The sequence below is a fragment of the Mycolicibacterium arcueilense genome (assembly GCF_058536225.1).
In genome coordinates this window covers 127,788-152,896 of the sequence record NZ_JBZTYL010000006.1, presented here as the reverse complement: position 1 = coordinate 152,896, position 25,109 = coordinate 127,788, and the positions used below count along the sequence as shown (strand labels likewise).

At 67.1% G+C, this 25,109-nt stretch carries 25 protein-coding genes; 18 read left to right on the top strand and 7 right to left on the bottom strand.

Going from position 1 to position 25,109, the window contains the following annotated elements:
- Nucleotides 1-40 precede the first annotated feature (40 nt).
- The 5 genes from fadD3 (at nt 41) to AC4LGL_RS03775 (ending at nt 5,894) form a co-directional block, all read left to right on the top strand.
- Entirely contained in the window at nt 41-1,609 is a 1,569-nt protein-coding gene (fadD3, locus tag AC4LGL_RS03795; protein ID WP_491837696.1) for a 3-((3aS,4S,7aS)-7a-methyl-1,5-dioxo-octahydro-1H-inden-4-yl)propanoate--CoA ligase FadD3, read from the top strand.
- The gene (locus AC4LGL_RS03790) at nt 1,600-2,730 is read left to right on the top strand and encodes an acyl-CoA dehydrogenase family protein (RefSeq protein WP_491837695.1); all 1,131 of its coding nucleotides are present in this window, start codon (nt 1,600-1,602) and stop codon (nt 2,728-2,730) included. Before fadD3 ends, AC4LGL_RS03790 begins: the two co-directional genes overlap by 10 nt.
- Nucleotides 2,727-3,698, top strand: coding sequence for an acyl-CoA dehydrogenase family protein (locus AC4LGL_RS03785; protein ID WP_491837694.1), 972 nt, complete (start codon nt 2,727-2,729; stop codon nt 3,696-3,698). The genes AC4LGL_RS03790 and AC4LGL_RS03785 overlap by 4 nt, the downstream gene beginning before the upstream one ends.
- Entirely contained in the window at nt 3,695-4,630 is a 936-nt protein-coding gene (ipdE2, locus tag AC4LGL_RS03780; RefSeq protein WP_491837693.1) for an acyl-CoA dehydrogenase IpdE2, read from the top strand. The genes AC4LGL_RS03785 and ipdE2 overlap by 4 nt, the downstream gene beginning before the upstream one ends.
- A 106-nt stretch (nt 4,631-4,736) precedes the next feature.
- A complete protein-coding gene (locus tag AC4LGL_RS03775; protein WP_491837692.1) occupies nt 4,737-5,894 on the top strand; it encodes a pyridoxal phosphate-dependent aminotransferase in 1,158 nt (385 codons plus the stop codon).
- Between the two features lie 37 nt (nt 5,895-5,931).
- On the opposite strand, the gene AC4LGL_RS03770 is transcribed toward AC4LGL_RS03775, so the two are convergent.
- The 3 genes from AC4LGL_RS03770 to AC4LGL_RS03760 are packed head-to-tail and all read right to left on the bottom strand — an operon-like array spanning nt 5,932 to nt 8,768.
- Nucleotides 5,932-7,308, bottom strand: coding sequence for an MFS transporter (locus AC4LGL_RS03770; protein ID WP_491837691.1), 1,377 nt, complete (start codon nt 7,306-7,308; stop codon nt 5,932-5,934).
- Between the two features lie 39 nt (nt 7,309-7,347).
- Nucleotides 7,348-8,004 (bottom strand): 3-oxoacid CoA-transferase subunit B, encoded by a 657-nt coding sequence (locus AC4LGL_RS03765; RefSeq protein ID WP_491837690.1) that lies wholly within the window; start codon nt 8,002-8,004, stop codon nt 7,348-7,350.
- The gene (locus tag AC4LGL_RS03760; RefSeq protein WP_491837689.1) at nt 8,001-8,768 is read right to left on the bottom strand and encodes a CoA transferase subunit A; all 768 of its coding nucleotides are present in this window, start codon (nt 8,766-8,768) and stop codon (nt 8,001-8,003) included. The genes AC4LGL_RS03765 and AC4LGL_RS03760 overlap by 4 nt, the downstream gene beginning before the upstream one ends.
- A 155-nt stretch (nt 8,769-8,923) precedes the next feature.
- On the opposite strand from AC4LGL_RS03760, the gene AC4LGL_RS03755 reads away from it, so the two are divergent.
- Together AC4LGL_RS03755 and AC4LGL_RS03750 are read left to right on the top strand one after the other, a co-directional pair.
- Complete coding sequence (locus AC4LGL_RS03755; RefSeq protein ID WP_491837688.1) at nt 8,924-9,703, top strand: IclR family transcriptional regulator; 780 nt, start codon at nt 8,924-8,926, stop codon at nt 9,701-9,703.
- A gap of 45 nt (nt 9,704-9,748) precedes the next feature.
- Complete coding sequence (locus AC4LGL_RS03750; RefSeq protein WP_491837687.1) at nt 9,749-10,519, top strand: alpha/beta fold hydrolase; 771 nt, start codon at nt 9,749-9,751, stop codon at nt 10,517-10,519.
- Here AC4LGL_RS03750 and AC4LGL_RS03745 read toward each other — a convergent pair.
- Nucleotides 10,516-11,076: a TetR/AcrR family transcriptional regulator gene (locus tag AC4LGL_RS03745; RefSeq protein ID WP_491837686.1), complete on the bottom strand. Its 561-nt coding sequence runs from the start codon at nt 11,074-11,076 to the stop codon at nt 10,516-10,518. The two genes, AC4LGL_RS03750 and AC4LGL_RS03745, sit on opposite strands and share 4 nt — an antisense overlap.
- An 86-nt stretch (nt 11,077-11,162) precedes the next feature.
- Between AC4LGL_RS03745 and AC4LGL_RS03740 the strand changes: the two genes are divergently transcribed.
- From AC4LGL_RS03740 to AC4LGL_RS03695, 10 genes are all read left to right on the top strand, one after another.
- A complete protein-coding gene (locus tag AC4LGL_RS03740) occupies nt 11,163-11,993 on the top strand; it encodes a mycofactocin-coupled SDR family oxidoreductase (protein ID WP_491837685.1) in 831 nt (276 codons plus the stop codon).
- A complete protein-coding gene (locus AC4LGL_RS03735) occupies nt 11,993-12,793 on the top strand; it encodes a mycofactocin-coupled SDR family oxidoreductase (RefSeq protein ID WP_198542170.1) in 801 nt (266 codons plus the stop codon). The genes AC4LGL_RS03740 and AC4LGL_RS03735 overlap by 1 nt, the downstream gene beginning before the upstream one ends.
- Nucleotides 12,790-13,587: a carboxymuconolactone decarboxylase family protein gene (locus AC4LGL_RS03730; protein WP_491837684.1), complete on the top strand. Its 798-nt coding sequence runs from the start codon at nt 12,790-12,792 to the stop codon at nt 13,585-13,587. The genes AC4LGL_RS03735 and AC4LGL_RS03730 overlap by 4 nt, the downstream gene beginning before the upstream one ends.
- Nucleotides 13,584-14,960 carry an aldehyde dehydrogenase family protein gene (locus tag AC4LGL_RS03725; protein ID WP_491837683.1) on the top strand — a complete coding sequence of 459 codons (1,377 nt, stop codon included), beginning with the start codon at nt 13,584-13,586 and terminating at the stop codon, nt 14,958-14,960. Before AC4LGL_RS03730 ends, AC4LGL_RS03725 begins: the two co-directional genes overlap by 4 nt.
- A 12-nt stretch (nt 14,961-14,972) precedes the next feature.
- A complete protein-coding gene (locus tag AC4LGL_RS03720; protein WP_491837682.1) occupies nt 14,973-15,524 on the top strand; it encodes an ankyrin repeat domain-containing protein in 552 nt (183 codons plus the stop codon).
- 85 nt (nt 15,525-15,609) lie between these two features.
- Nucleotides 15,610-16,389: a DeoR/GlpR family DNA-binding transcription regulator gene (locus AC4LGL_RS03715; protein WP_491837681.1), complete on the top strand. Its 780-nt coding sequence runs from the start codon at nt 15,610-15,612 to the stop codon at nt 16,387-16,389.
- An 86-nt stretch (nt 16,390-16,475) separates the two neighbouring features.
- A complete protein-coding gene (locus AC4LGL_RS03710; protein ID WP_491837680.1) occupies nt 16,476-17,966 on the top strand; it encodes an amino acid permease in 1,491 nt (496 codons plus the stop codon).
- The gene (locus AC4LGL_RS03705) at nt 17,963-19,387 is read left to right on the top strand and encodes an FGGY family carbohydrate kinase (protein WP_491837679.1); all 1,425 of its coding nucleotides are present in this window, start codon (nt 17,963-17,965) and stop codon (nt 19,385-19,387) included. The genes AC4LGL_RS03710 and AC4LGL_RS03705 overlap by 4 nt, the downstream gene beginning before the upstream one ends.
- Nucleotides 19,384-20,787: an NAD(P)/FAD-dependent oxidoreductase gene (locus AC4LGL_RS03700; RefSeq protein WP_491837678.1), complete on the top strand. Its 1,404-nt coding sequence runs from the start codon at nt 19,384-19,386 to the stop codon at nt 20,785-20,787. Before AC4LGL_RS03705 ends, AC4LGL_RS03700 begins: the two co-directional genes overlap by 4 nt.
- The gene (locus tag AC4LGL_RS03695) at nt 20,784-22,022 is read left to right on the top strand and encodes an NAD(P)/FAD-dependent oxidoreductase (RefSeq protein WP_491837677.1); all 1,239 of its coding nucleotides are present in this window, start codon (nt 20,784-20,786) and stop codon (nt 22,020-22,022) included. Before AC4LGL_RS03700 ends, AC4LGL_RS03695 begins: the two co-directional genes overlap by 4 nt.
- Here the strand turns inward: AC4LGL_RS03695 and AC4LGL_RS03690 are convergent.
- Nucleotides 22,003-23,298 carry a cytochrome P450 gene (locus AC4LGL_RS03690; RefSeq protein WP_491837676.1) on the bottom strand — a complete coding sequence of 432 codons (1,296 nt, stop codon included), beginning with the start codon at nt 23,296-23,298 and terminating at the stop codon, nt 22,003-22,005. The two genes, AC4LGL_RS03695 and AC4LGL_RS03690, sit on opposite strands and share 20 nt — an antisense overlap.
- Nucleotides 23,299-23,301: 3 nt before the next feature.
- The gene (locus tag AC4LGL_RS03685) at nt 23,302-23,538 is read right to left on the bottom strand and encodes a ferredoxin (RefSeq protein ID WP_491837675.1); all 237 of its coding nucleotides are present in this window, start codon (nt 23,536-23,538) and stop codon (nt 23,302-23,304) included.
- Nucleotides 23,539-23,679: 141 nt separating this feature from the next.
- Between AC4LGL_RS03685 and AC4LGL_RS03680 the strand changes: the two genes are divergently transcribed.
- Nucleotides 23,680-24,273, top strand: a complete 594-nt coding sequence (locus AC4LGL_RS03680) for a TetR/AcrR family transcriptional regulator (protein WP_491837674.1) — start codon at nt 23,680-23,682, stop codon at nt 24,271-24,273.
- Here the strand turns inward: AC4LGL_RS03680 and AC4LGL_RS03675 are convergent.
- Nucleotides 24,266-25,105, bottom strand: a complete 840-nt coding sequence (locus AC4LGL_RS03675) for a mycofactocin-coupled SDR family oxidoreductase (RefSeq protein WP_491837673.1) — start codon at nt 25,103-25,105, stop codon at nt 24,266-24,268. The genes AC4LGL_RS03680 and AC4LGL_RS03675 overlap by 8 nt on opposite strands.
- Nucleotides 25,106-25,109 lie beyond the last annotated feature (4 nt).

The window sequence follows — 25,109 nt, the reverse complement described above, 5'->3', positions numbered from 1 at the left end:
GGCTAACCTACCAAGCACTTGCTTTGTTAAGGGAGCATCGATGACGAGCGATCGCCGCACCGTGCCAGCGGTGCTGGACCGGGTTGCCGTGGAGTTTTCCGACCATGACGCCCTGGTCACCGCCGGCGGAGCCGGCAATTCGGCCGGAGTCCAGCGGCTGACTTATCGGGAACTGCGCGCGCACGTACGCCAAGCCGCGGCGGCGATGATCGCACTCGGCGTCCAGCCCGGCGACCGGGTGGCGATCTGGTCGCCGAACACCTGGCACTGGGTCGTGGCCTGCCTGGCCACGCACTACGCCGGCGCCGAGATGGTGCCGCTGAACACCCGCTACACCGCCAGTGAGGCCACCGACATCCTGGCCCGCACGGAGGCCCCACTGTTGATCGCCTCGGGCGAGTTCCTCGGGTCGGACCGTGCGGCCGAACTGGATCGCGACGCACTGCCCGCGCTGCGGCACATCGTGCGGGTGCCCATCGAAAAAGAGGACGGAACCTGGGACGAATTCGTCGCCCGGGGCGACGACCTGGAGACGGTCGACGCGCGTGCCGCGGCGGTACAGCCCGACGACGTCTCCGACATCCTGTTCACCTCCGGCACCACCGGGCGCAGCAAGGGTGTGCGGTGCGCACACCGCCAATCGCTCGACGGATCGGCCGCCTGGGCCGCGTGCGGTCAGGTCACCAGCACCGACCGCTACCTGTGCATCAACCCGTTCTTCCACAACTTCGGCTACAAGGCGGGCATCCTGGCCTGCCTGCAGACCGGCGCGACGCTGTACCCGGTGCTCACATTCAACCCCGAGCAGGTGTTGAAAACCATTGCCGAACAGCGGATCACGGTACTGCCCGGCCCGCCGACCATCTTCCAGACCCTGCTGGACCACCCCAAGCGCGCCGACTACGACCTGTCCTCGCTGCGCTTCTCGGTGACCGGCGCGGCCGTCGTCCCGGTGGTCCTGATCGAGCGGATGCAGTCCGAACTCGACATCGACATCGTGCTGACCGCCTACGGGCTGACCGAGGCAGCCGGATTCGGCACCATGTGCAGCGCCGACGACGACGCCGTCACGGTAGCCACCACCTGCGGCCGACCCATCGCCGATTTCGAACTGCGCCTGGATGATTCGGGTGAGGTACTGCTGCGCGGGCCCAACGTCATGCTCGGCTACCTCGACGATCCGGAGGCCACCGCGGCGACCATCGACAGCGACGGTTGGCTGCACACCGGCGACATCGGCACGCTCGACGCCCGCGGCAACCTGACGATCACCGACCGCCTCAAGGACATGTACATCAGCGGTGGGTTCAACGTGTACCCGGCCGAGATCGAGCAGGTCCTGGCCCGGTTGGACGGTGTGGCCGAGACCGCGGTGATCGGCGTTCCCGACGAACGGCTCGGTGAGGTCGGCAAGGCCTTCGTGGTGGTCAAGCCGGGCGTCACGCTCGACGAGGCCGCCGTGATCGCCTACGCACGTGAGCATCTGGCGAACTTCAAGGCGCCACGATCAGTTGAGTTTCTGGATGTGCTGCCGCGAAATCCGGGCGGCAAGGTGATCAAACCGGTGCTGCGCAGCAGAGGGACCCGAGAAGGGGTGCAATGGACCTGACATTCGACGACGAGACCGAGGCCTTCCGGGCCGAAGTCCGCGACTTCCTGACGGCGAACCGGGATTCGTTCCCGACGAAGTCGTACGACACCCTTGAAGGTTTCGAACAGCACCGCCGTTGGGACAAGGTGCTTTTTGACGCCGGGCTGTCGGTCATCGCCTGGCCCAAGGAGTACGGCGGCCGCGACGCGACACTGCTGCAGTGGGTCGTGTTCGAGGAGGAGTACTTCCACGCCGGCGCTCCCGGCCGGGCCAGCGCCAACGGCACCGCGATGCTGGCGCCGACCCTGTTCGCCCACGGCACCGAAGAGCAGCTTCAGCGAGTGTTGCCGAAGATGGCCAGCGGCGAGGAGATCTGGGCCCAGGCCTGGTCCGAGCCCGAGTCGGGCAGCGACCTGGCCTCGCTGCGCTCGACGGCCACCAAGGTCGACGGCGGCTGGAAGCTCAACGGGCAGAAGATCTGGAGCTCACGCGCACCGTTCGGTGAGCGCGGCTTCGGCCTGTTCCGCTCCGACCCGGAGGCTCAGCGGCACAAGGGTCTGACCTACTTCATGTTCGACCTCAAGTCTCCCGGCATCACGGTGCGTCCGATCGCCCAGCTCGGCGGGGACACCGGCTTCGGCGAGATCTTCCTCGACGACGTCTTCGTGCCGGACAACGACGTGATCGGCGGCGTGCACGAGGGCTGGCGCGCGGCGATGAGCACATCGAGCAACGAGCGCGGCATGTCGCTGCGCAGCCCGGCGCGCTTCATGGCGCCGGCCGAACGCCTTGTCGAGCAATGGAAGTCCAATCCTGATCCGGTGTTCACCGACCGGGTTGCCGATGCCTGGATCAAGGCCCAGGCCTACCGGCTGCACACTTTCGGTACCGTGACCCGCCTGGCCAACGGCGGTGAACTGGGCGCCGAGTCCTCGGTGACCAAGGTGTTCTGGTCCGACCTGGACGTCGCCCTGCATCAGACCGCCCTGGACATGCAGGGGCCCGACGCCGAGCTGGTGGACCACTGGACCGAGGGGCTGCTGTTCGCGCTCGGCGGCCCGATCTACGCCGGCACCAACGAGATCCAGCGCAACATCATTGCCGAGCGCCTTCTTGGCCTGCCCCGGGAGCCGAAGTGAATTTCGAGATCGACGAACAGCAGCGGGACTTCGCGGCCAGCATCGACGCCGCACTGAGCGCCGCCGATGTCCCGGCCGCGGTGCGAGCCTGGGGCGAGGGTGACACCGGGCCGGGCCGCAAGGTCTGGGCACAGCTCACCGACCTCGGGGTCACCGCACTGCTGGTGCCCGAGAAGTACGACGGCATCGAGGCCCACCCGGTCGACCTCGTCGTCGCCTTGGAGCGGTTGGGGTACTGGGCGGTGCCCGGTCCGGTGACCGAGTCCATCGCGGTCGCACCGATTCTGCTGGCGAACGACGAGCGCTCGGGAGCGCTGGCTGCCGGCGAGCTCATCGCCACGGTCGCCATACCGCCGCAGGCGCCGCGGGCCGTCAACGCCGATTTCGCCGGACTGACGCTGCTGGCCGCCGACGGCCAGGTCGGTGATGCCACCGCCGGAGCTGCCCACGATTCCGTCGACCCGGCCCGAAAGCTGTTCGACGTCACCGCCTCCGGTGACACCCAGGCCGCCGACACCGCACGGGCCTACGAATTCGGCGTCCTGGCCACCGCCGCCCAATTGGTGGGCGCCGGCCAGGCGATGCTGGACCAGTCGGTCGAATACGCCAAGCAGCGCGCGCAGTTCGGCCGGATCATCGGCTCGTACCAGGCCATCAAGCACAAGCTGGCCGACGTGCTCATCGCCGTCGAGCTGGCCCGTCCGCTGGTCTACGGTGCGGCGCTTTCGCTGGCCAGCCAGAAAGATGGGGCCACGTCGCCCGATACCGCACGCGACATCAGCGCCGCCAAGGTGGCCGCCGCCGATGCCGCCCTGCTGGCCGCCCGCTCGGCGCTGCAGACCCACGGCGCCATCGGGTTCACCCAGGAACACGACTTGTCCCTGTCACTGCTGCGCGTTCAGGCGTTGCGCAGTGTCTGGGGCGATCCCGCCCTGCACCGTCGTCGACTCCTGGAGGTCCTCTCGTGAGTGAAGAACGCCAACTGCTGCGCGAAACTGTCGCCGCGCTGGTCGACAAGCATGCCTCCCCTGAGGCCGTGCGCACCGCGATGGAATCCGAGCGCGGCTACGACGAGAAGCTGTGGAGCCTGCTGTGCGAGCAGGTTGGCGCGGCCGCCCTGGTGGTTCCCGAGGAACTCGGCGGTGCCGGAGGCGAACTCGCCGATGCCGCAGTGGTTCTCGAAGAGCTCGGCAAGGCCCTGGTACCCACCCCGTTGCTCGGCACCACACTCGCTGAGCTGGCGCTGCTGGCCGTCGACGACCACGAGCCGCTCGAGGGTCTTGCCGAAGGCGCCTCGATCGGCACCGTCGCGTTCGACGCCGAGTACGTCATCAACGGTGACGTGGCCGATGTCGTCATCGGCGCCGACGGGGAGAACCTGACGCGCTGGACCACGTTCACCGCTACCCCCAAATCCACCATGGATCTGACCCGCCGGTTGTCCGCGGTCATCCCGGGCGACACCGTCATCCTCGGCGCCGATCCCGGCTTGGCCGACACCGCCGCCCTGCTGATGGCTGCCGAACAGATCGGTGCCGCCTCGCGCTGCCTGGATCTCACCGTCGCCTACACCAAGGACCGCGTGCAGTTCGGCCGCGCGATCGGCAGCTTCCAGGCCCTCAAGCACCGGATGGCCGACCTGTACGTCAAGGTGTCGTCCGCGCGCGCCGTCGTCAACGACGCCATCGCCGACCCGTCGCCCACCACGGCCTCCCTGGCCCGCTACTTCGCCAGCGAGGCGCTGTCCGCGGTGACCGCCGAAGCCATCCAGCTGCACGGCGGTATCGCGATCACCTGGGAAAGCGACATCCAGCTGTACTTCAAGCGGGCGCACGGCAGCGCCCAGCTGCTGGGTCCGCCGCGCCAGCATCTGCGCCGGCTCGAAGCTGAAGTCTTCTAACCCTGTCCCGCTCTCGCCGAAACCGCATTCCAGCAGGTGCTTACTCGCACTTTCCCTGCCGGAATGCGGTTTCGGCGGTTAGAGCGGCGTTGCTAACCTCAAACCGATGACAGATCACGTCGCACTACGAGCCGGGATCCCGCCGTTCCACGTGATGGATGTCTGGCTGGCCGCGGCCGAACGCCAACGTACCCACGGAGACCTGGTCAACCTGTCGGCCGGCCAGCCCAGCGCCGGGGCGCCGACCGCGGTGCGTGAAGCCGCGGTCGCCGCGCTGAACGAGGGCGCGCTCGGCTACACCGTTGCGCTCGGTATCCCGGAGTTGCGCGCCGAGATCGCCGCGTCGTACCGCAAGTACCGCGTCGAGGTGAGCGTCGACGAAGTGGTGCTCACCACCGGATCCTCGGGCGGATTCCTGCTGACCTTCCTGGCCTGCTTCGATGCCGGCGACCGGGTCGCGATCGCCAGCCCGGGCTACCCCTGTTACCGCAATATCCTCACCGCACTGGGCTGCGAGGTGGTCGAGATCCCGTGCGGCCCCGAGACCCGCTTCCAGCCGACCGTCGAGATGCTCGAGGCACTCGATCCCCCGGTGGCCGGCGTGGTCGTCGCCAGCCCGGCCAACCCGACCGGCACCGTCATCCCGCCCGCCGAGCTGGCCGCGATCGCCCGCTGGTGTGACCGGACCGGCGTGCGGTTGATCAGCGACGAGGTCTACCACGGCCTGGTCTATCCCGGCGCCCCCGAGACCAGCTGTGCGTGGGAGACCTCGCGAAATGCCGTGGTGGTCAACAGCTTCTCGAAGTACTTCGCGATGACTGGCTGGCGGCTGGGTTGGCTACTGGTGCCCACCGGGCTGCAGCGCGCCGTCGACCGGCTCACCGGGAACTTCACCATCTGCCCGCCCGCACTGGCCCAGCATGCCGCCGTCGCCGCGTTCACGCCGGAGTCACTGGCTGAGGCCGAAGGCCTGTTGTCGCATTACGCCGACAACCGCGCGCTGTTGCTCGACGGCCTGCGCGGTATCGGGATCGATCGGCTGGCCCCGGCTGACGGCGCCTTCTACGTGTACGCCGACGTCAGCGATCACACCGACGACTCCTTGGTCTGGTGCTCGAAGCTGTTGGCCGACACCGGCGTCGCCATCGCGCCCGGCATCGACTTCGACACCGTGCGGGGAGGCTCCTACGTGCGGCTGTCCTTCGCCGGCCCGACCAGCGACATCGAAGAGGCGGTGCGCCGCATCGGTGCGTGGTTGGGCTAGTTCGACTCTGCGGTGAGGGCGCGGCCCAACCGCACTTTCACGCCTTGGACGCAGAGTCGACGGCATTCAGGTCGGCACGGTCCACGTCGGCCAGGTCGATGCCCTTGGTCTCGCGGGCGAAATACAGCGCCACAAGGGTGACCATCGCCGCGCCGGCGAGGTAGATCGCGATCGGCACCGAGGACCCGTAGGTCTTCAACAACCAGACCGCGATGATCGGCGCCAGCGATCCGGCAACGATCGAGGTGACCTGATAGCCAAGGGAGACACCGGAATAACGCATCCTGGTGGGGAACATCTCGGACATCAGCGCGGGCTGCGGCGCATACATCAGGGCGTGGATCACCAGCCCCAGCGAGATGGCTCCGACCACCGGCAGGTACCGGCCGCTGTCCATCATCGGATAGGCGAAGAAGCCCCAGCAGGCCGCGCCGACGGCACCGACGAAATACACCGGCCGACGGCCGTAACGGTCCGACAGCGCACCGACCGTCGGGATCGACACCAGGTGCACCATGTGGGCGATCAGCAGCCACCACAGGATGTCGCTGGTGTCGGAGTGCACGTGCTCCTTGAGATAGGTGATCGAGAAGGTGACGACCAGGTAGTACATGATGTTCTCGGCGAAGCGCAGCCCCATCGCGGTGAACACCCCGCGCGGGTAGCGCTTGAACACCTCGATCGCGCTGAACGAGCTGGCCTTGATCTGTTCGGCTTCCTGTTGGGCCGCAACGAAGATCGGGGCGTCGGTGACCTTGGTGCGGATGTAGTAGCCGATCACCACCACCACCGCCGACAGCCAGAACGCCACGCGCCAACCCCAGGACAGGAACGCCTCGGCACTGAGCAGCCCGTTGAGCACCAGCAGCACGACGGTGGCCAGCATGTTGCCCACCGGCACGCCGGCCTGCGGCCAGCTGGCCCAGAAACCGCGCGATCGGTTCGGGCTGTGCTCGGCCACCAGCAGCACCGCCCCGCCCCACTCACCGCCGACGGCGAAGCCCTGGACGAACCGCAGCACGACCAGAAGGACAGGCGCAAGGTAGCCGATCTGTCCGAAGGTCGGCAGGCAGCCCATCAGGAAGGTGGCCAGGCCGACGAGAATCAGGCTGAACTGGAGCAGCTTCTTGCGGCCGAACTTGTCGCCGTAATGGCCGAACACGATCCCGCCGAGAGGGCGGGCCAGGAAGCCGATGGCGTAGGTCCCGAAGGCCGCCATGATGAGGTCAAGATTGTTGCCGCCCTGCGGGAAGAACAACTTGTTGAACACCAGCGTGGCGGCGGTTCCATAGAGGAAGAACTCGTACCACTCGACGACCGTGCCGGCCATCGACGCGGTGACGACGCGTTTCAAGCCGGTGGTCGACGAGAACTCGGCGAGGCCCTCAGTTCCGTTGTGATCGGCAGCACACATGGTGTGTGAGTATGCAGGTCGGACCGAACCCGCGCGGCGCTAACCCTGGATCAGCGGCGCGCCCGTGGCGGCCTGCACCTCGTCGAACGTGAGGTCCGGTGCGGCCTCGACCAGGGTCAGCGTGCCGTCACCGGAAATATCGATGACCGCCAGATCGGTGATGATGCGGTGGACCACGCGTTCTCCGGTCAATGGCAACGTGCAGCTCTCGACGATCTTCGGCTGCCCCGACTTGTCGACGTGTTCCATCAGGACGATGACCCGGCCGGCCCCGTGGACGAGGTCCATCGCCCCGCCCATGCCCTTGACCATCTTCCCCGGGACCATCCAGTTCGCCAGGTCCCCGAAACGCGACACCTGCATGCCGCCCAGCACTGCGACGTCGATGTGACCGCCGCGGATCATCCCGAAGGACAGGGCCGAATCGAAGAACGCCGCCCCGGGGAGCACCGTGACCGTTTCCTTGCCCGCGTTGATGAGGTTGGCGTCGATCTGGTCGGCTGTCGGGTACGGGCCGGTGCCCAGGATCCCGTTTTCCGAGTGCAACGTGACATGGACATCGCGGTCCAGGTAACCGGGGATCAGCGTCGGGAGGCCGATTCCGAGGTTCACGTACTGTCCGTCGGACAGTTCGCGCGCCGCGCGGGCCGCCATCTGCGCACGGGTCCAGCCTTTGGTGATCACCGAATCGGTCATGCGGACACCTCTGTCTCCTCGCGCACCGTGCGCTTCTCGATACGTTGCTGCTGTGGTCCCGTCTCCACGATGCGCTGCACGAACACCCCCGGAAGGTGGACTCCCTCGGGATCCAATTCGCCTGGCTCGACCAGTTTTTCGACCTGGGCGATCGTGATCCGGCCAGCCATGGCGACCAGCGGGTTGAAGTTCATCGCAGTCTTGTCGAAAACCAGGTTGCCGTGGGTGTCACCGACGGCGGCGTGCACGAGTGCGAAATCGGCGTGGATGCCGGTCTCCATCACGTATCGCCTGCCGTCGAATTCCCGGGTCTCCTTGGGCGGCGAGGCGACCGCGACCGAACCGTCGGCCGCGTAGCGCCACGGCAGCCCACCGTCCGCCACGAGAGTGCCCACCCCGGCCAGCGTGTAGAAGGCGGGGATACCGGCCCCGCCGGCGCGCAACCGCTCAGCGAGCGTGCCCTGGGGCGTCAGTTCGACTTCGAGTTCACCGGCCAGGTACTGACGCGCGAACTCCTTGTTCTCCCCGACGTAGGACGCCGTCACGCGTCGGATGCGTCCCAGGCCGAGCAGAACGCCGAGACCCACGCCGTCGACACCGCAGTTGTTGGAGAACACCGAGAGATTCCCGACGCCGGAATCGGCCACGGCCTGAATCAGGCTGTCCGGAATCCCGCAAAGCCCGAAACCTCCGACCGCCACCGATGCGCCGTCGCCGATGTCGGCGACCGCCTCGTGGACGTCAGCGACCTTCTTACTGGCCATACTCCATGCTCCCGCGTTCGTTCAGTGGATCACTTGCCTATGCGAGAACATCACCATCGGGCCGGGTAACGCAAGACCCACCGGTGCGCCGGCCGGGTTGTGTCCGCTCAGGTGACGCCGCACGCCACCGGCGTCCATTGAGTGGACGCTAGAGTATGGCTGTGACCGACGGTGTAGCCGGCACTCCGGTGATCACGCGGGCCGCGGCGATCCTGCGTGCTCTCGCCGACGCGCGGTCGGACGGACTCACCACGACCGAGCTCGCCCGCACGACGGACACGCCCCGCGCGACCGCGCACCGCATGCTCACCGCGCTCGCCGGCGAAGGCCTCGTCGACCGCGCCTCCGACACCGGTCTGTGGTTCCTGGGACCGGAGATCTACCTACTGGGCTCGGTGGCCGCCACCCGCTACGACGCGGCCCCGCTGGCCACCGACATTCTCCGCACGCTGGCGCGCGACACCGGCGAGAGCGCGTTCCTTTCCGCCCGCCGGGGCGACGAATCGGTATGCGTGTCCGCCGAGGAAGGCAGCTTCCCGCTGCGCTCACATGTGCTGTATCCGGGCAAGCGGTTTCCCCTCGGGGTCGCCTCGGCCGGGATCGTCATGCTGGCACATCTTCCGGATTCGGAGATCGCGGCATATCTCGATCGTGTTGACCTGACCGGGGATTGGGGCGCGGTGCACTCAGCCGCGCAGCTTCGTCGCCGCATCGAACAGACGAGGGTCAGCGGGTACTCGGTCAACCCGGGCCTGATCGTCGAGGGCAGCTGGGGTATCGGCGCAGCAGTGTTCAACGAACTGGGTCAGCCGATGTGGGCACTGAGCCTCACCGGAGTGGAGATGCGCTTCGATGCCCGACGCCAGGCCGCACTCGGAGAGGCGTTGCTGCTGGCCGCGCACACGCTCGGCCAACGCCTGAAGCGGAAGCGATGAGCAGAATGCTTGCGGCCGAGCCTCGACCTTGCTGCAGTGAGAGGTATGCCATTCATCGAGCACGACCGCGGGCGGGCCTACTACCGGCACTGGGCCACCCCGGAGCCCCGCGCAGCCGTCATCTTCCTGCACGGGTTCGGTGAACACACCGGGGTCTACCACCGCTACGGATTCGCACTCAACGCCGCGGGGATCGACCTGTGGGCGGTCGATCAGTTCGGCCACGGCCTGACCCCGGGCACCCGAGGAGATTTCGGCAGCATCGAGGACAGTTCGGCGCTGGCCGAGGCTCTGACCGCCCTCGCCGAACGCGACACCCCGGGCATACCGCTGGTGGCGCAAGGACATTCGTTCGGCTCGGTGGTCACGCTGTTCCGGCTGCTCGGAGAACCCACCCGCTACCGGGCCGGCATCATCTCCGGTGCGCCGCTGGTGCCGATTCCCGAAATGGTCGACCCAGACACCTCATTGGACCTGGATCCGAACTGGCTCTCGTCCGATCCGTTCTACCTCGACAGCCTGGTGAACGACCCGCTGGCCTTCGTCGACGCCGACGGCGCCGCGCTCACCCGCGAACTGGACCGGGCCTGGGACCGCTTCGGAACCGAGTTGCCCAAACTCACGGTGCCGACCCTGGCCCTGCACGGCTCGGCCGACGTCATCGCTCCGGCGGGCGCGGTCAAGGCGTATGCCGAACAGATAGAACCCCTGCAGTTCAAGGAGTTCGACGGCGGCCGGCACGACATTCTGAACGAGTCGGTGCACCGCGAGGTGGCCGCGGACATCGTGGTGTTCATCGGCGCGCAATTGGGCTAACGCCCGGACTCGTACCCCGCGGTGAGCCAGTAGATCGTCCGGTCGAGACTGGGCAGGATCTCGGCGATGCCGATCTCGCCCGCGGTGAAGCGGCCGACCAGTCCGAACACCAAGCTGGTCAGGATGTTGTCGAGATCGTGCACGAACCGATCGTCGACGCCGGAGAGAATCGACAGGCCCGCAGGCACCACGGCGTCGAGGCCGCGGCGCACCAGCCGGTCCCCACCCGGCGCGGCCCGGGCCCGCGAGTAGGCCCTGAGCATGTCGGGGTGCTTCTCCCAGGGCTCGAAGATGGTGCGGAACATCCGCATCAGCGCCTCGTACAGCGACTCTCCCGGTGCGCGCGTCTGACCGGCCACCCCCGAATACCGGTTCTCCGCCATCCAGGAGTCGAGCGCGGCCAGGATCAGCTCGTCGCGGGTGGAGTAGCGCTTGTAGATCGTGGCCAGCGAGGTCTTGGCCCGGCGCGCCACCTCCCGCAGTTGCACGGCCTCATAGCCCTCGGACTCGAGGATCTCCACGACGATGTCGAGGATCCGATCACGCTCATCTGCCACTTCGAGAACACCCTTGCCGCCGGAGAGTAACCACGTTACCGTACCGCTGTAACACGGTTACACCCATTCGAGCGAAGCGAGGATCAGTGGGGAATCTCGACGGAAAAGTCGCCTTCATCACCGGGGTTGCCCGAGGCCAGGGGCGCAGTCACGCGGTGACGCTTGCCGAGCAAGGCGCGGCCATCATCGGTGTGGACATCTGCGCGGATATCGCATCCAACCCGTACCCGATGGCCGGCCGCGACGAGCTCGACGAGACGATCGCCCTGGTCGAAGCGGCCGGCGGCAAGATGCTCGGTTCGGTCGCCGACGTACGCGACTTCCACGCCGTCAAGAGCGCACTCGATGCGGGGGTCGCGCAGTTCGGCCGGCTGGACATCGTGCTCGCCAACGCCGGCGTCGCCCCCACCGCGTTTCGTGAAGTGACCATCGAAGAAGACCTCGAGATGTGGTCCGATGCGGTCGGCGTCAACCTGGTCGGCTCGTTCCACACCGCCAAGGCCGCCATCCCCCACCTCATCGCAGGCGGACGCGGCGGGTCGATCGTGTTCACCAGTTCCACCGCCGGACTGCGCGGCTTCGGCGGCATGCAGGGCGGCGGCCTGGGCTATGCGGCATCCAAGCATGGCATCGTCGGACTGATGCGCACCCTGTCCAATGCCCTTGCCCCGCACAGCATCCGGGTCAACACCGTGCACCCCACCGCGGTGAACACCATGATGGCCGTCAACCCGGCCATGACGGCGTTCCTGGAGAACTACCCCGACGGCGGTCCGCACCTGCAGAACCCAATGCCGGTCTCACTGCTCGAGCCCGAGGACATCAGCGCGACGATCAGCTACCTGGTCTCCGACGCTGCCAAATACGTCACCGGGGTCACCCTCCCCGTCGACGCCGGCTTCACGAACAAGCTCTGATGGGGCGCGTCACCGGCAAGCGCGTGCTGATCACCGGCGCAGCGCGTGGTATGGGCCGAAGCCACGCGGTACGTCTGGCCGAAGAGGGCGCCGACGTGATCCTCGTCGACATCTGTGAATCGTTGCCAGAGGTGGAGTATCCACTGGCAACGCGCGCCGATCTGGACGAAACCGCCCGCCTCGTCGCCGAACTCGGCCAGCGCGCGTTGACCTACGTGGTCGACGTGCGCGACGGCGCGGCGTTGAGCGCGGCGGTCGCCGACGGCGTGGAGAAGCTGGGCGGCCTGGACGCCTCCGTCGCCAACGCCGGCGTCCTGACCGCGGGCACCTGGGACACCACCACCGCCGAACAATGGCGCACCGTCGTGGACGTCAACCTGATCGGCACCTGGAACACCTGCTCGGCAGCACTGCCGCATCTGGTGGAACGCGGCGGCAGCCTGATCAACGTCAGTTCGGTGGCCGGGATCAAGGGATCACCGCTGCACACGCCCTACACCGCGTCCAAACACGGGGTGGTCGGCATGAGCCGCGCGCTGGCCAATGAGCTTGCCGCGGTGAATGTCCGGGTCAACACCGTGCATCCCACCGGTGTCGCCACCGGCCTGCGGCCCGACACCCTGCACACCCTGATCCACGAGACTCGTCAAGACCTGGGGCCGATCTTCCAGAATGCGTTGCCGATCCAGATGACCGACGCACTCGACATCAGCAATGCGGTGCTGTTCCTGATCTCCGACGAAGCCCGCCACGTCACCGGACTGGAGTTCAAGGTCGACGCCGGGGCGACGATCCGATGACCGCCGCCGACACGCGGGCCGAGCGGGGCAGGCGCGAATTCGCCGAGGTGATGACGTTCGCGGCTCCGTCAGACAGCAGCCCGGCCACCGCCAACCTCATCGACTTCGTGTTCGCGGAGGTGTGGCCGCGCACCGCATTGAGCCGCCGGGATCGCCGGTTCGTCACGCTGCCGTGCGTGGCTGCGGCCGACGCCGAAGGACCGTTGCGGGATCACGTGTACGCCGCGCTCAACAGCGGTGACGTGTCGATCGACGAAATGCGGGAAACCGTGCTGCATTTCGCGGTGTACGCCGGGTGGCCCAAGGCCTCGCGGTTCAACATCATGGTCGACGAGCAGTGGGACCGGATCCACCGCGAACGGGGGCAGACCCCGCCCGCACCCGAACCGCTGCTGCCGCTCCCCACGCCGAGTGACCCGGAGGAACGCCTGGTCTGCGGCGAGCAGTCCTTCCGGGACATCAACTGCATCCCGTTCGCCCCGACCCGGGACAACCCGTACTCCGGAGCGGGCATCCTCAACTTCGTCTTCGGAGAGATGTGGCTGCGGCCCGGACTCGGCATGAAGGAACGACGCCTGGTGACGGTGGCCTGTGTGGCCTTTCAGGATGCGCCGCTGCCGATCCTCAGCCACGTCTATGCCGCACTGAAGAGCCGCGACGTCTCCTTCGAGGAAATGGATGAACTGGCACTGCATTTCGCGGCCTACTACGGATGGCCCAAGGCATCGAACCTCAACCAGGTGATCCGGGAACAGCAGCAACGTGTGCTCGACGAGGAGAACGCCGAGGCATGAAGTTCGAGCACATCTACCCGGCGACCGGCCAGCCGAACGGGACCGTGGACCTGGCCGGAGCCGCCGAGATCGACGAAGCGGTGACGGCCGCGGCAGAGGCGCAGCGGGAGTGGGCCTCATTGACCGTCGACCGGCGCCGCGACCTGCTGATCGACCTGGCCGACGTGGTGCACGAGCACCTCGACGAGCTCGCGAAGCTCAACGTGGCCGACTATGCGGTGCCGATCTCGTTCGCCGGCACCGCAATGCTTCTGGAACGGTTCCTGCGACATTTCGCGGGTTACGCCGACAAGCCGCACGGAGTGACGACACCGGTCAACGGGTCGTTCGACATCAATCTCGTCGAGCGTGAGCCGTATGGCGTGGTCGGTGTCATCACGCCGTGGAACGGCTCCCTGGTCGTCACCGGATCGTGTGTCGCCCCGGCGCTGGCCGCCGGCAATGCCGTCGTCCTCAAACCCTCAGAGCTGGCGCCGTTCGCGGCGCTGCGCTTCGGCGAGCTGTGTCTGGAGGCCGGGCTGCCCGAGGGACTGGTGACTGTCGTCCCGGCCGACGCCGAGGGCGGCGAGGCCCTGGTACGTCATCCCGGCATCGGCAAGATCGCCTTCACCGGCGGCGGTGGTACGGCACGCAAGGTACTGCAGGCTGCCGCAACGAATCTCACGCCGGTGGTCACCGAGCTGGGCGGCAAATCCGCCAATCTCATCTTCGCCGACGCCGATCTCGACCTGGCCGCCACGCTGTCGGCCCACCAGGGCCCGCTCATGCAGTCAGGACAGAGCTGTGCCTGCGCGAGCCGGATACTGGTCCACGACGCGGTCTACGACGAATTCCTGGAGAAGTTCCTCGGCGTCATCGGTTCCGCCAAGATCGGTGACCCGATGGATCCCGCGACCACGTTCGGACCGGTGATCAGTCAGACCGCCGCTGACCGGATCCTGGCTGCTGTCGATACCGCGGCGTCCAGCGGTGCGGGTGAATTGTTGGTGGGCGGCAAGCAGATCGATGGCAAGGGCTATTACGTCGAACCGACGGTATTCGGCGAGGTGGACAACTCCTCGGAACTCGCGCAACTGGAGACCTTCGGACCCGTCGTCTCGGTGATGCGGTTCCGCGAGGAGGACGAGGCAGTACAGATCGCCAACGACACCCCGTACGGCCTGAACGCCTTCGTTCAGACGACCGACCTCAACCGTGCCCATCGGGTGGCCCGTCGGCTGGAATCCGGATCGGTGTGGATCAACCAGTTCAGCGACATCTCACCCCAGGGTCCGTACGGCGGTTACAAGCAGAGCGGCTCGGGCCGAACCGGCGGCATCGAGGGCCTGAATGAGTTTCAGCAAGTAAAGAACATCCGGATCGCCGTGCGTTGATACGGTTTTTCGGTGAAGTTCCGGTTCACTCCTGGCCGCCGAAACGACCGCACCGTGGTGCCGCGCGATGATCCCGTCGGTACCGATCGTGCGGGCCGCACGGCACTGCACTACGCCGTCATCGACGACCCGGTTGGCCTGAACTACACGGCCGCCCTCAAAGACCCGCAGCTCGCGGCCGAGAACTTCCGGATCGGCAACCAGTTTCGGATCGAGAACACCACGCGCCTGATCGCATTGGCGGCTGACGTCAACGCCGTCGACAATGTCGGGATGACGCCGCTGCACTTCGCCGCCCAGAGCGACAGCGTCGAGATCGTGAAGATCCTGCTCGAAGCGAACGCGAACGTGAACGCTGTCGCCGAAGACGGCTGCACGCCGCTCTATCGGGCCGTGCGCAACACGACCGGAAAACGTGCCGACATCGTGGCGGTGCTGATGGCCGCCGGAGCCGACCCGACCATCGACGACGGCAACGGGCCGGCGGTGCTGAGGTTCATCGCGCGCGTGGGCGATACCCAGCTGCGCGACGTCATGGCCGAGTACGGGTATCCCCCGGTCTGATTTCCCCGGTTCCGGTTGACGTGGGCCACACCACACCCCACAATAACCGTCATGTTCGGTCAGAAATCCACATCGACGGTCAACCGTGCTGCCGGTTGAGCGCCACGAGGCGATCGTCGACGCAGTAGGCACCGCCCAGGCGATCAGCACGGATGAGCTGGTCCGCCGCCTCGGAGTTTCGGCTGAGACCGTCCGCCGCGACCTGGCATTTCTCGAAGAACGCGGTGCACTGCGCCGGGTACACGGGGGCGCCGCCGCGGTCGCTGACCACCGGCCCATCGAGCCTTCATATTCCGAGCGCACGATGATTCGCCACCAAGCCAAGGCCCAATTGGCCCGGGTCGCCGCGGGGCTCCTCGAAAACGGTCAGACGGTGATCATCGACATCGGGACCACGGCCGTCGCCGTCGCCCAGGCCATCCCGCGCGCGTTCACCGGCACTGTGATCACCCCGTCACTGCCGGTCGCGGTGGAACTCGCCGACCGCCAGGGAATCGAACTGCTGCTGGCCGGCGGACGGGTCCGAGCCGGCGACCTGGCCTGCTCGAACGCCCACACGAAGTCCTTCTTCACCGACGTCTACGCCGACATTGCCCTGCTCGGGTCCGGCGGGGTGGACGCGGTAGCCGGGCTCACCGACTTCCATCTCGACGAGATCGACGTGCGCCGCACGATCATCGCCAACAGCGCCCGCAGCTACATCCTGGCCGATTCGTCCAAGCTCGGGCAGGTGGCGCCGTACCGCGTGTGCGATCTCAGCGCCGTCAACGGACTGATCACCGACCAGAACGCCGACCCGGCGGTGGCCGCGGCCTTCGGAGAGACGGGAGGTGTGGTCATGCCGGCGCGGCCGGCAAGCGCCTGAAACGGGTGCGGGCGACGTTGCAGCGTCGCCCGCGGACCGAGCAATTCCTTCGCGAAACAGTCGATTTCCCTCAGAAAGCTCGATCAATGACAAATTCTTCCACATCGCCGTACGGCTACACCGAGACGCTGGAACGCGGCACCGGCAAATTCGCCTCGTTCGCCGTGGCCTTCGCGTTCGTCTCGATCGCCACCGGCATCTTCACCACCTACGGCAGCGTCCTCAACAGCTCGGGCCCGATGGGCATCTGGACCTGGCCGTTCGTGATCGTCGGCCAGGTCGCGGTAGCCCTGCTACTCGGCTCGCTGGCCGCCCGGATCCCGGTGACCGGCTACGCCTACCAGTGGGTGTCGCGGCTCGCCAATCCGATTCTCGGCTGGATCACCGGCTGGATCTCGTTCACGTTCCTGGCGATCGTGGTGGTGGCAGTCGACTACACCGTGGCCGCCACCGTGGTGCCCGCGCTGTTCGACTTCACCGGCACTCCCCTGACCTCATTCGAGATCACCGCCGCCGTGCTGTTTCTGCAGGCATTGCTGGTCGGGCTGTCGACCAAATGGACCGAGCGGGTCAACAACTTCGCCGTGACGGCGGAGCTGATCGGGATGGTCGCCCTCGTGGTGCTGCTGTTCATCGTGGGTGTGGTCGCCCACAAGCTCTCCGTCGGCAACCTGTTCTCCCGCGGCGACATCCCCGCCGAGGGGTACTGGAGCTTCGGCACCGCCACCTCGGTGGGCCCGTGGATGCTCGGCTTCCTGCTCGGCGCCTTCACCATCGTCGGCTTCGAGTCAGCGGCCAATCTCGCCGAGGAAACCAAGAAGCCCGAAATCGTTGTGCCGCGCGCCATGTGGCAGGCAGTACTGGCCTCAGGCATCTTGGGCTTCCTGTTCCTGCTGGTGGTCACCGCCGCCGTCAACGATCCGACCACGCTGGCCCAGTCGGGCACCCCGATCGCCGACGTCATCCGCGACATCCTCGGCTCCTTCGTGGGCACCGCGCTGCTCGTGCTGGTGGCGATCGCGATCTTCGCCTGCGGCCTGGTGATCCTGATGAGCGGCGTGCGTCTGGTCTGGGCGATGTCACGTGATCAGCGCTTCCCGGGTTGGCAGCTGCTGCACAAGGTTTCACCGCGGTTCCGTACGCCGGCCAACGCCACCGTGTTCATGGCCGCCACCTCGGCGGTGATCCTCGGGATCTTCTCGACGAGCACCGACGCGCTGTTCAAACTGTTCTCCGCGGCCACCCTGCTGCCCGCATCCATCTATGCCATCACCATCGCGCTCTACATCGCGACCCGCAAGAAGCTGCCCGCGAGTGCGGGATTCAGCCTGGGACGCTGGGAGGTTCCGGTTCTGGTGGTAGCCGTGGTGTGGCTGGTGTTCGAGCTCTCGCTGTTCCGCGACGCGTCCTTCAAGGATCCGTGGCTCTACGTGCTGGCCATGGTCGCGATCGGCGCCGTCTACCTCGGGTACCTGCTCGTCACCCGCGGCAAGGAAGGCCTCAAGATGCCCGAGATGGCCTCGATCGACGCCGAATTGGACGAGGTCGCCGGCGCTGCCGAGGAACCCGTGAAATGACAGTCCTGGCCATCGACCAAGGCACCTCGGGGACCAAGGCGATCGTCGTCGACCCCGAACAGGGTGTGGTCGGGTTGGCCGAGGTTCCGGTACACCCGCGTTACCTCGACGGCGGCGGCGTCGAGCAGGACCCAGCAGAGCTGCTGGAGTCCGTGCTCGGCGCCGGGCGCGCCGCCCTTGAGCAGGCCGGCCGGCCGGTTCACGCGGTGTCTCTGGCGAATCAGGGCGAGACCGTGCTGGCCTGGGATCCCGACACCGGCCGGCCACTCAGCCAGGCCGTCGTGTGGCAGGACCGGCGCGCCGAGTCGCTGTGCGCCGACCTCGCCGGGCACGCCGACATGCTCGCCGCACGAACCGGATTGGTGCTCGATCCCTACTTCTCGGCACCGAAGATGGCCTGGCTGCGCCGCAATGTCGAGTCGACCGGCGTCGTGACGACCTCGGATGCCTGGCTGCTGCACCAGCTCACCGGTGAGTTCGTCACCGATGCCACGACAGCCAGCCGCTCGGCCGCCGTGGATCTCGGCGCTCAGGACTGGAGTCCTGAGTTGCTCGCGCTGTTCGGCCTGGACGGCGAACGCCTGCCCCGGATCGCGGCGAACGACGAGATCATCGGCACCACATCTTCTTTCGGACCCGAAGTCCCCGTCGGCGGGATCGTGGTGGACCAGCAGGCCGCGCTGCTGGCCGAGGCGTGCCTCGAATCCGGAATGGCCAAGTGCACATTCGGTACCGGCGCCTTCCTGCTGTCGAACACCGGGACCTCCCCGGTGCGTTCGACCACGGGCCTGACGTCGTCGGTGGCGTGGCGAATCGGTGGCATCGATTCGTTCTGCATGGACGGCCAGGTCTACACCGCGGCGTCAGCCGTCAAATGGCTGACCTCGCTCGGTGTGATCAGTGGCGCCGCCGAGATGGACGCCGTCGCCGAATCCGACAACGGCGGCGTGTTGTGTGTGCCCGCCTTGGCCGGCCTGGCCGCGCCGTGGTGGAAATCGCAGGCCACCGCCACGATCTCGGGCATGACCCTGTCGACCGGGCGCGGACACATCGTGCTGGCGGTTCTACAGGGCATCGCCGCACAGGTCGCCGAGCTGGTCTCGGCGATCGATGCCGACGCTCCGCCACTGACCCGGCTGCGGGCCGACGGCGGGCTCACCCAGTCCACAGTGCTGATGCAGGCCTGCGCCGACATCCTGCAGGTGCCCGTCGACGTCTATCCCTCGGCGCACGCAACCGCCTTGGGCGCGGCCGCGCTGGCCCGACTCAGCCTGTCACCTGAGAAGTCGGTGGCCGACGTCGTCACCGACTGGACCCCGTCGGCGACTTACGAACCCCGCTGGAGCGCGGCACGTGCCGCCGAATTCCGCTCGGCCTGGCGCGAACTCGCCGAGACCACGTACCACCAGGAGATTTCATGAACACCCCGAGTGGACCCGACGTGTTCGACGTCGTGGTCATCGGAGCCGGCATCGTCGGCTCAGCCATTGCGCGTGAGCTGTCGGGATACCAACTGTCCGTCGCCCTGCTCGAAGCCCGCGACGATGTCGGCGACGGCACCAGCAAGGCCAATACCGCGATCCTGCACACCGGGTTCGACGCCAAACCGGGAACGCTGGAATCGACCTTGGTCAGCCGTGGTTACGAGCTGCTGTCCGACTACGCGAGCCGCACCGGCGTCCCGGTCGAGCACACCGGGGCGCTCCTGGTGGCCTGGGACGACGAACAGCTCGCTGCCCTACCGGGATTGAAGGAGAAGGCCGAGGACAACGGGTATCACCGGTGCGAGCTCGTGGATTCCGCGGCCGTCTACGCCGCGGTCCCCGCTCTGGGTCCGGGTGCACTCGGCGGGCTCACCGTGCCCGACGAATCCATCATCTGCACCTGGACGGTGAACCTCGCGCTGGCCACCGATGCCGTCAACCGGGGCACCACCCTGCTGACCGATCACCGCGTGGAACGCATCGCCACTGGTGACGAGGTCACCACACTGCACACCTCCGCCGGACCTGTGCGCACCCGGTGGGTGGTCAACGCGGCCGGCCTGGGAGCCGATGTCATCGACAACCTGTTCGGCTTCTCGCGATTCAGCGTGACCCCGCGCCGCGGCGAGCTGATCGTCTACGACAAGCTCGCGCGACCGCTGGTCGACAAGATCGTGCTGCCGGTGCCGACCTCGCGCGGCAAGGGAGTTCTGGTCAGCCCCACCATCTATGGCAACGTCATGCTCGGCCCCACCTCGGAGGACCTCACCGACCGCACCGCCACTGGCACCTCGGAGAGCGGATTCGACTTCCTCCTGGAAAAGGGCCGCGCGTTGATGCCCCGACTCCTCGACGAAGAGGTCACTGCGACGTATGCCGGACTACGGGCCGCGATCGACCGCAGCGACTACCTGATCGAGGCGGACCCGGCGCAGCACTATCTGCTGGTCGGCGGTATCCGGTCCACCGGCCTGACGGCGGGAATGGCCATCGCCGAATACGCCCGCACTCAACTGGTCTCGGCCGGCCTGGAACTGGAACCCGCCGAAGAACTGCCCGATCCACCACAGATGCCCAACCTCGGCGAGGCATTCCCCCGCCCCTATCAGCAGGCCGAGAAGATCGCCGCCGACCCCGCCTATGGCCGGATCGTGTGCTTCTGCGAGCGCGTCACCGAAGGTGAACTGCGCGACGCCTGCCATTCCGTCATCCCACCCGCAGCCCTGGAAGGCCTGCGACGACGCACCCGCGTGATGAACGGCCGCTGCCAGGCTTTCTTCTGCGGCGCCGAGGTGCAGTCGGTGTTCGAGCAGGAACGTCAGGAGATCAACAAGTGAGCACCTACGACGTCGCGATCATCGGCGGCGGCCCCGCAGGCCTGACCGCGGCAGCCGAGCTGGCGCACAACTCGGGCCTGAATGTAGTTGTGCTGGAACGTGAGTCCGAGGCCGGTGGCATTCCACGGCACAGTGACCATCCGGGTTACGGCATCCGCGACATGAAGACCTTCATCAGCGGGCCGACGTACGCGCGCCGCCTGGTCCGCGAGGCGACGGCAGCCGGGGCCGAGATCCGTACCGCCACCATGGTGACCGGCTGGGCCGGCGACACGTCCCTTGAGCTCACGTCGCCTACCGGGCGCGAACAACTCGACGCCCGCGCGGTTGTCCTGGCCACCGGTGCTCGCGAGCGGGCCCGCCCGGCGCGGCTGATCCCCGGCGATCGGCCCGGTGGCGTCTACACCACCGGGCAGTTGCAGAACACCGTGCACCTGCAGCACCGCGGCGTGGGCAAGCGCGCCGTCATCGTCGGAGCCGAACTGGTCAGCTACTCAGCGGTGCTCACGCTCAAGCACGCCGGCTGTGAAACCGCGTTGATGACAAGCGAATACCCTTCGCCCGAGTCATATGCAGTCTTCAACCTCGCGGGCCGCACCCCGCTGATGAACGTCGAGGTCGCCACGACCACCCGGGTGGCCCGCATCATCGGCAAGGGCACCGTCGTCGGTGTGGAGATCGAGAACACCCGCACCGGGCAACGCCGCATCGTGGCCTGTGACACCGTCGTGTTCACCGGCGACTGGATTCCCGACCACGAGCTGGCCCGCACCGCGGGGCTCGACATGGACCCGAAAAGCCTGGGGCCCGTCGTCGACACCGCGCTGCGGACCAGCAGGGAAGGCGTATTCGCGATCGGCAACCTGCTGCACCCGGTGGACACCGCCGACATCGCCGCGCTCGACGGCCGCCACGTGGCCGCACAGGTGCGCCGCTACCTGAGCGGCGCGGCCACGCCCGGCGAAGGGATCCGCATCGAGGCCGCGGCCCCGCTGCGCTGGGTGGCACCGGGCCTGCTGCGGTGCGGCGACCCCGCCCCGGCGCGGCAGCGCCTGCTGCTGTGGACCGACACCTTGGTACGCATACCGAAAGTGGTGGCGCGCCAAGATGGCACGGTCATCGGCCGGAAGACCCTGCCGTGGCCGGCCTCACCCGGCCGGGTGTTCCGGGTGCCATCGAGCATCCTCGACAAGGTGGATCACCGCGGCGGGGCGGTCACCCTTTCGCTGGGGTGAATCCGATGTTCAGCTCGGTCAGTCCACGCAGCAGGAACGTCGGCTCATACGTGTAGTTCCGCTGCCCGACCGGGCCGTGCGCCGACTCGTCGATGGTGATGTCCTGCATGCGGTCCAGTAGCCGGCGGACGGTGATCTGACCTTCCACCCGGGCCAGCGGCGCGCCGGCACACGTGTGGATGCCGCGGCCGAACGCGATGTGCTCACGGACGTTTTTACGATCCGGACGGAATGTCTGAGGATCGTCGAACTTGCGAGGATCGCGGTTGGCTGCGCCCAGGCAGAGCATCACGATCGTGCCGGCCTTCAGATGCACGCCGCCGAGCGTGGTGGTCTTACGGACCAGCCGAAAATCGATCTTCGTCGGCGAATGCATCCGCAGCGCTTCCTCGATGAAAGTCGGTATGCCGTCGGGGTTCTCACGCAACATCTGCTGATACTCCGGGTGGTCCCCAAGGGTCTGCACGGCGGCGGTGAGCAGCTTGGTGACCGTCTCCTGACCGGCGGCGAACAGGAAGGTGGCGGGCTTGACGACCTCCAGCAGTTCCGGCGTCGAGCCATCGGGATAGGTCGCGGTAGCCATGCCGGAGAGCACGTCGCCACGCGGCTCGCGCCGGCGCTCGGCGAGATATCCGGCGAACTTGTCGTCCAGGTACTGCAGCGGGTCACGGCCCACCGGCTCACCGTCGAGCGCCCCGACCCGATTGCCCTCGGGCCGCTCGGCGCCCAGCGCGGCAAGGAATTCCGGGCGGTCCTCCTCGGGAACACCCAGCAGGTCGATGATCGCCGAGGTGGCGAAAGGCTTGGCGTACTCGGACAGGAACTCGCATTTCCCAGCCGCACCAGAAGGGTCGATGAACTGGTCGAGCTGGTGATCGACCAGCTGCCACATGTAGTCCTCGTTCTCCTTGAGCCGCCGCGGCGTGAGCAGCTTGCTCAGCAGCGAGCGGGCCCGCTCATGCTGCGGCGGGTCCATCACCACCATGTGCTCGTGGATCGGGAACAGGTGGCGGTGCGCCTCGATCTGCTCGCTGATGTCGTCGCCCTCAGGCTCGAACGGCAGCGGCGGGAACAGTCCGCCGATCGCGTTGACCGCCGAGAACGACCCATGGTCCTTGAAGGCCGCCATGACTTCCTGGTAGCCGGTCACCGCCACAACACCGTGCTGTGGCTCGGCAAAAACCGGACCGTTGCTGCGCAGATATTCGTAGTAGTCGTACGGGTCCTGGGCGAGGCCCGGGTCGGTGAAGTAGTCGAGTGAGGCGAGATCGGTCATGGCTCACTGGCCTTTCGTGCTGGTGTTGATCAGACTGATCGCCTGGCGCGGGCAGGCGTCGACGGCGGATTTGATGCTGTCCCAGGTATCTCGATCCCACGGTCCGTCCGCCTCGGCGGCGCCGGCCACCTCGTCGTCGGACAGGTCGAACACCTCGGGGGCGAGCTGGATGCACAGTGCATGGCCCTCACACAGGTCGGCGTCCACCCGGACCCGGGCTGTGGTCAAATCTTCGGGCATCTGTTTCCTCAGTTCTAGATTTGATCAATCGATCAAACCGTTAGGATGGCTCATGCTTACCACCCCCGGCCTGCGGCGGTCAAGGATCTCACTTGGCGATAAACAACTGTTGTCGGGCAATGATTTTCGGGAGCAGCACTGATGCCCGCCGCACGCGCCGCCAAAGAGAAGGACGCGGGCACCCGTCGGCGCCTGATGGAGGCAACCGCCCAGGTCATCCGGGACGAGGGGTACGCCGCGGCCACCACGCGGAGAATCGCGGCCGTCGCCGGCGTGCGTTCGGCGCTGGTCTACTACTACTTCGACACCCTCGACGACCTGTTCATCTCGGTGCTCCGTAGCGGCGCAGACGTGGCCCTGGCCCGGCTGCGCGAAGCCGTCACCGCCGATGATCCGCTCCGGGCGCTGTGGCTGATCAACTCCGACTCCAGGGTGACCGGGCTCAACACCGAGTTCATGGCGCTGGCCAACCACCGCAAGGAGATCGGCGCCGAACTCAAGGCCTACTCCGAGCGGGTCCGCGACATCGAGGCCGCGGCCATGGCCGGGGTACTGCGCGCCCACGGTGTGGACATGGAGGAGTTCCCGCCGGTCGTGATGTCGATGCTGCTCACCCAGTCCGCCCGCAGCCTGTGCAACGAAGAGGCGGTCGGCGTGACCGAGGGCCACGCCGAGTTCCGCGCCTTCGTCGAGCGGTTCCTGCGCCGGTTCGGCAGCGATCAGGCCGCTACTTGAGCATGCTGCCCGCATCCACCGTGACCGGCAGACCGGTGATGTAACGGGCCTCATCAGAGGCCAGGAACAGCACCGCATTACTGATGTCGACAGGCTCGACCCAGCCGACCGGAAGCACGTGCATCAACTGGGCGACGACAGCCATGTCGTCCGGGCCCGGGTTCTCCAGGTCGGGACGGAACAGCTTCATCGTGCCCTCGTTCATGAACATCGGCGTGTTGACGTTCGTCGGGCACACCGAGTTGACGCGGATCGAGTGCTGCCCCAATTCCACTGCGAAGCTGCGCATCAGACCGATCACACCGTGCTTGGCCGCGATGTAGTGACCGGTGTGCGGGTAGGCCTTGAGCCCGCCGACCGAGCTGGTCAGAATGATCGAACCGCCACGTCCGCCGGAAAGAATGTGCGGCACTGCGGCTTTCACGGACTTCCAGACGCCGGACAGGTTGACGCCGATCATGTCGTCCCAGTCGGACTCTTTGGTCTCGTGCAGGACATCGCCGCCGTTGCCGATGCCGGCGTTGGCCACCACGATGTCGAGACGGCCCAACTGCTCGACACCGCTGTCGACGGCCCCCTTGAGTGCAGCGAAGTCACGGACATCAACCTCGGCGGTGACGATACGGCGGTTGAGACCCTTGATCAGATCGGCCGTCTCGGCCAGGTCGTCCGGGGTGGACGCCGGGATCGCGCTGGTGTCGGTGACCGGGGCGCAGACGTCGACCGCGATGATGTCCGCACCCTCTTGCGCCAACCGCAGCGCATGGCTGCGCCCCTGCCCGCGCGCCGCACCGGTAACGAGGGCAACCTTGCCCTCTACCCGACCAGTCATGTGT

What these genes read in the sequence shown, in the direction of transcription:
- fadD3 (WP_491837696.1), top strand. Translation starts at nt 41, where the DNA reads ATGACGAGCGATCGCCGCACCGTGCCAGCGGTGCTGGACCGGGTTGCC.
- AC4LGL_RS03770 (WP_491837691.1), bottom strand. Translation starts at nt 7,308, where the DNA reads ATGTGTGCTGCCGATCACAACGGAACTGAGGGCCTCGCCGAGTTCTCG.
- AC4LGL_RS03760 (WP_491837689.1), bottom strand. Translation starts at nt 8,768, where the DNA reads ATGGCCAGTAAGAAGGTCGCTGACGTCCACGAGGCGGTCGCCGACATC.
- AC4LGL_RS03730 (WP_491837684.1), top strand. Translation starts at nt 12,790, where the DNA reads ATGACCGCCGCCGACACGCGGGCCGAGCGGGGCAGGCGCGAATTCGCC.
- AC4LGL_RS03790 (WP_491837695.1), top strand. Translation starts at nt 1,600, where the DNA reads ATGGACCTGACATTCGACGACGAGACCGAGGCCTTCCGGGCCGAAGTC.
- AC4LGL_RS03775 (WP_491837692.1), top strand. Translation starts at nt 4,737, where the DNA reads ATGACAGATCACGTCGCACTACGAGCCGGGATCCCGCCGTTCCACGTG.
- AC4LGL_RS03735 (WP_198542170.1), top strand. Translation starts at nt 11,993, where the DNA reads ATGGGGCGCGTCACCGGCAAGCGCGTGCTGATCACCGGCGCAGCGCGT.
- AC4LGL_RS03755 (WP_491837688.1), top strand. Translation starts at nt 8,924, where the DNA reads ATGGCTGTGACCGACGGTGTAGCCGGCACTCCGGTGATCACGCGGGCC.
- AC4LGL_RS03725 (WP_491837683.1), top strand. Translation starts at nt 13,584, where the DNA reads ATGAAGTTCGAGCACATCTACCCGGCGACCGGCCAGCCGAACGGGACC.
- AC4LGL_RS03750 (WP_491837687.1), top strand. Translation starts at nt 9,749, where the DNA reads ATGCCATTCATCGAGCACGACCGCGGGCGGGCCTACTACCGGCACTGG.
- AC4LGL_RS03690 (WP_491837676.1), bottom strand. Translation starts at nt 23,298, where the DNA reads ATGACCGATCTCGCCTCACTCGACTACTTCACCGACCCGGGCCTCGCC.
- AC4LGL_RS03680 (WP_491837674.1), top strand. Translation starts at nt 23,680, where the DNA reads ATGCCCGCCGCACGCGCCGCCAAAGAGAAGGACGCGGGCACCCGTCGG.
- AC4LGL_RS03705 (WP_491837679.1), top strand. Translation starts at nt 17,963, where the DNA reads ATGACAGTCCTGGCCATCGACCAAGGCACCTCGGGGACCAAGGCGATC.
- AC4LGL_RS03765 (WP_491837690.1), bottom strand. Translation starts at nt 8,004, where the DNA reads ATGACCGATTCGGTGATCACCAAAGGCTGGACCCGTGCGCAGATGGCG.
- AC4LGL_RS03700 (WP_491837678.1), top strand. Translation starts at nt 19,384, where the DNA reads ATGAACACCCCGAGTGGACCCGACGTGTTCGACGTCGTGGTCATCGGA.
- AC4LGL_RS03675 (WP_491837673.1), bottom strand. Translation starts at nt 25,105, where the DNA reads ATGACTGGTCGGGTAGAGGGCAAGGTTGCCCTCGTTACCGGTGCGGCG.
- AC4LGL_RS03710 (WP_491837680.1), top strand. Translation starts at nt 16,476, where the DNA reads ATGACAAATTCTTCCACATCGCCGTACGGCTACACCGAGACGCTGGAA.
- AC4LGL_RS03685 (WP_491837675.1), bottom strand. Translation starts at nt 23,538, where the DNA reads ATGCCCGAAGATTTGACCACAGCCCGGGTCCGGGTGGACGCCGACCTG.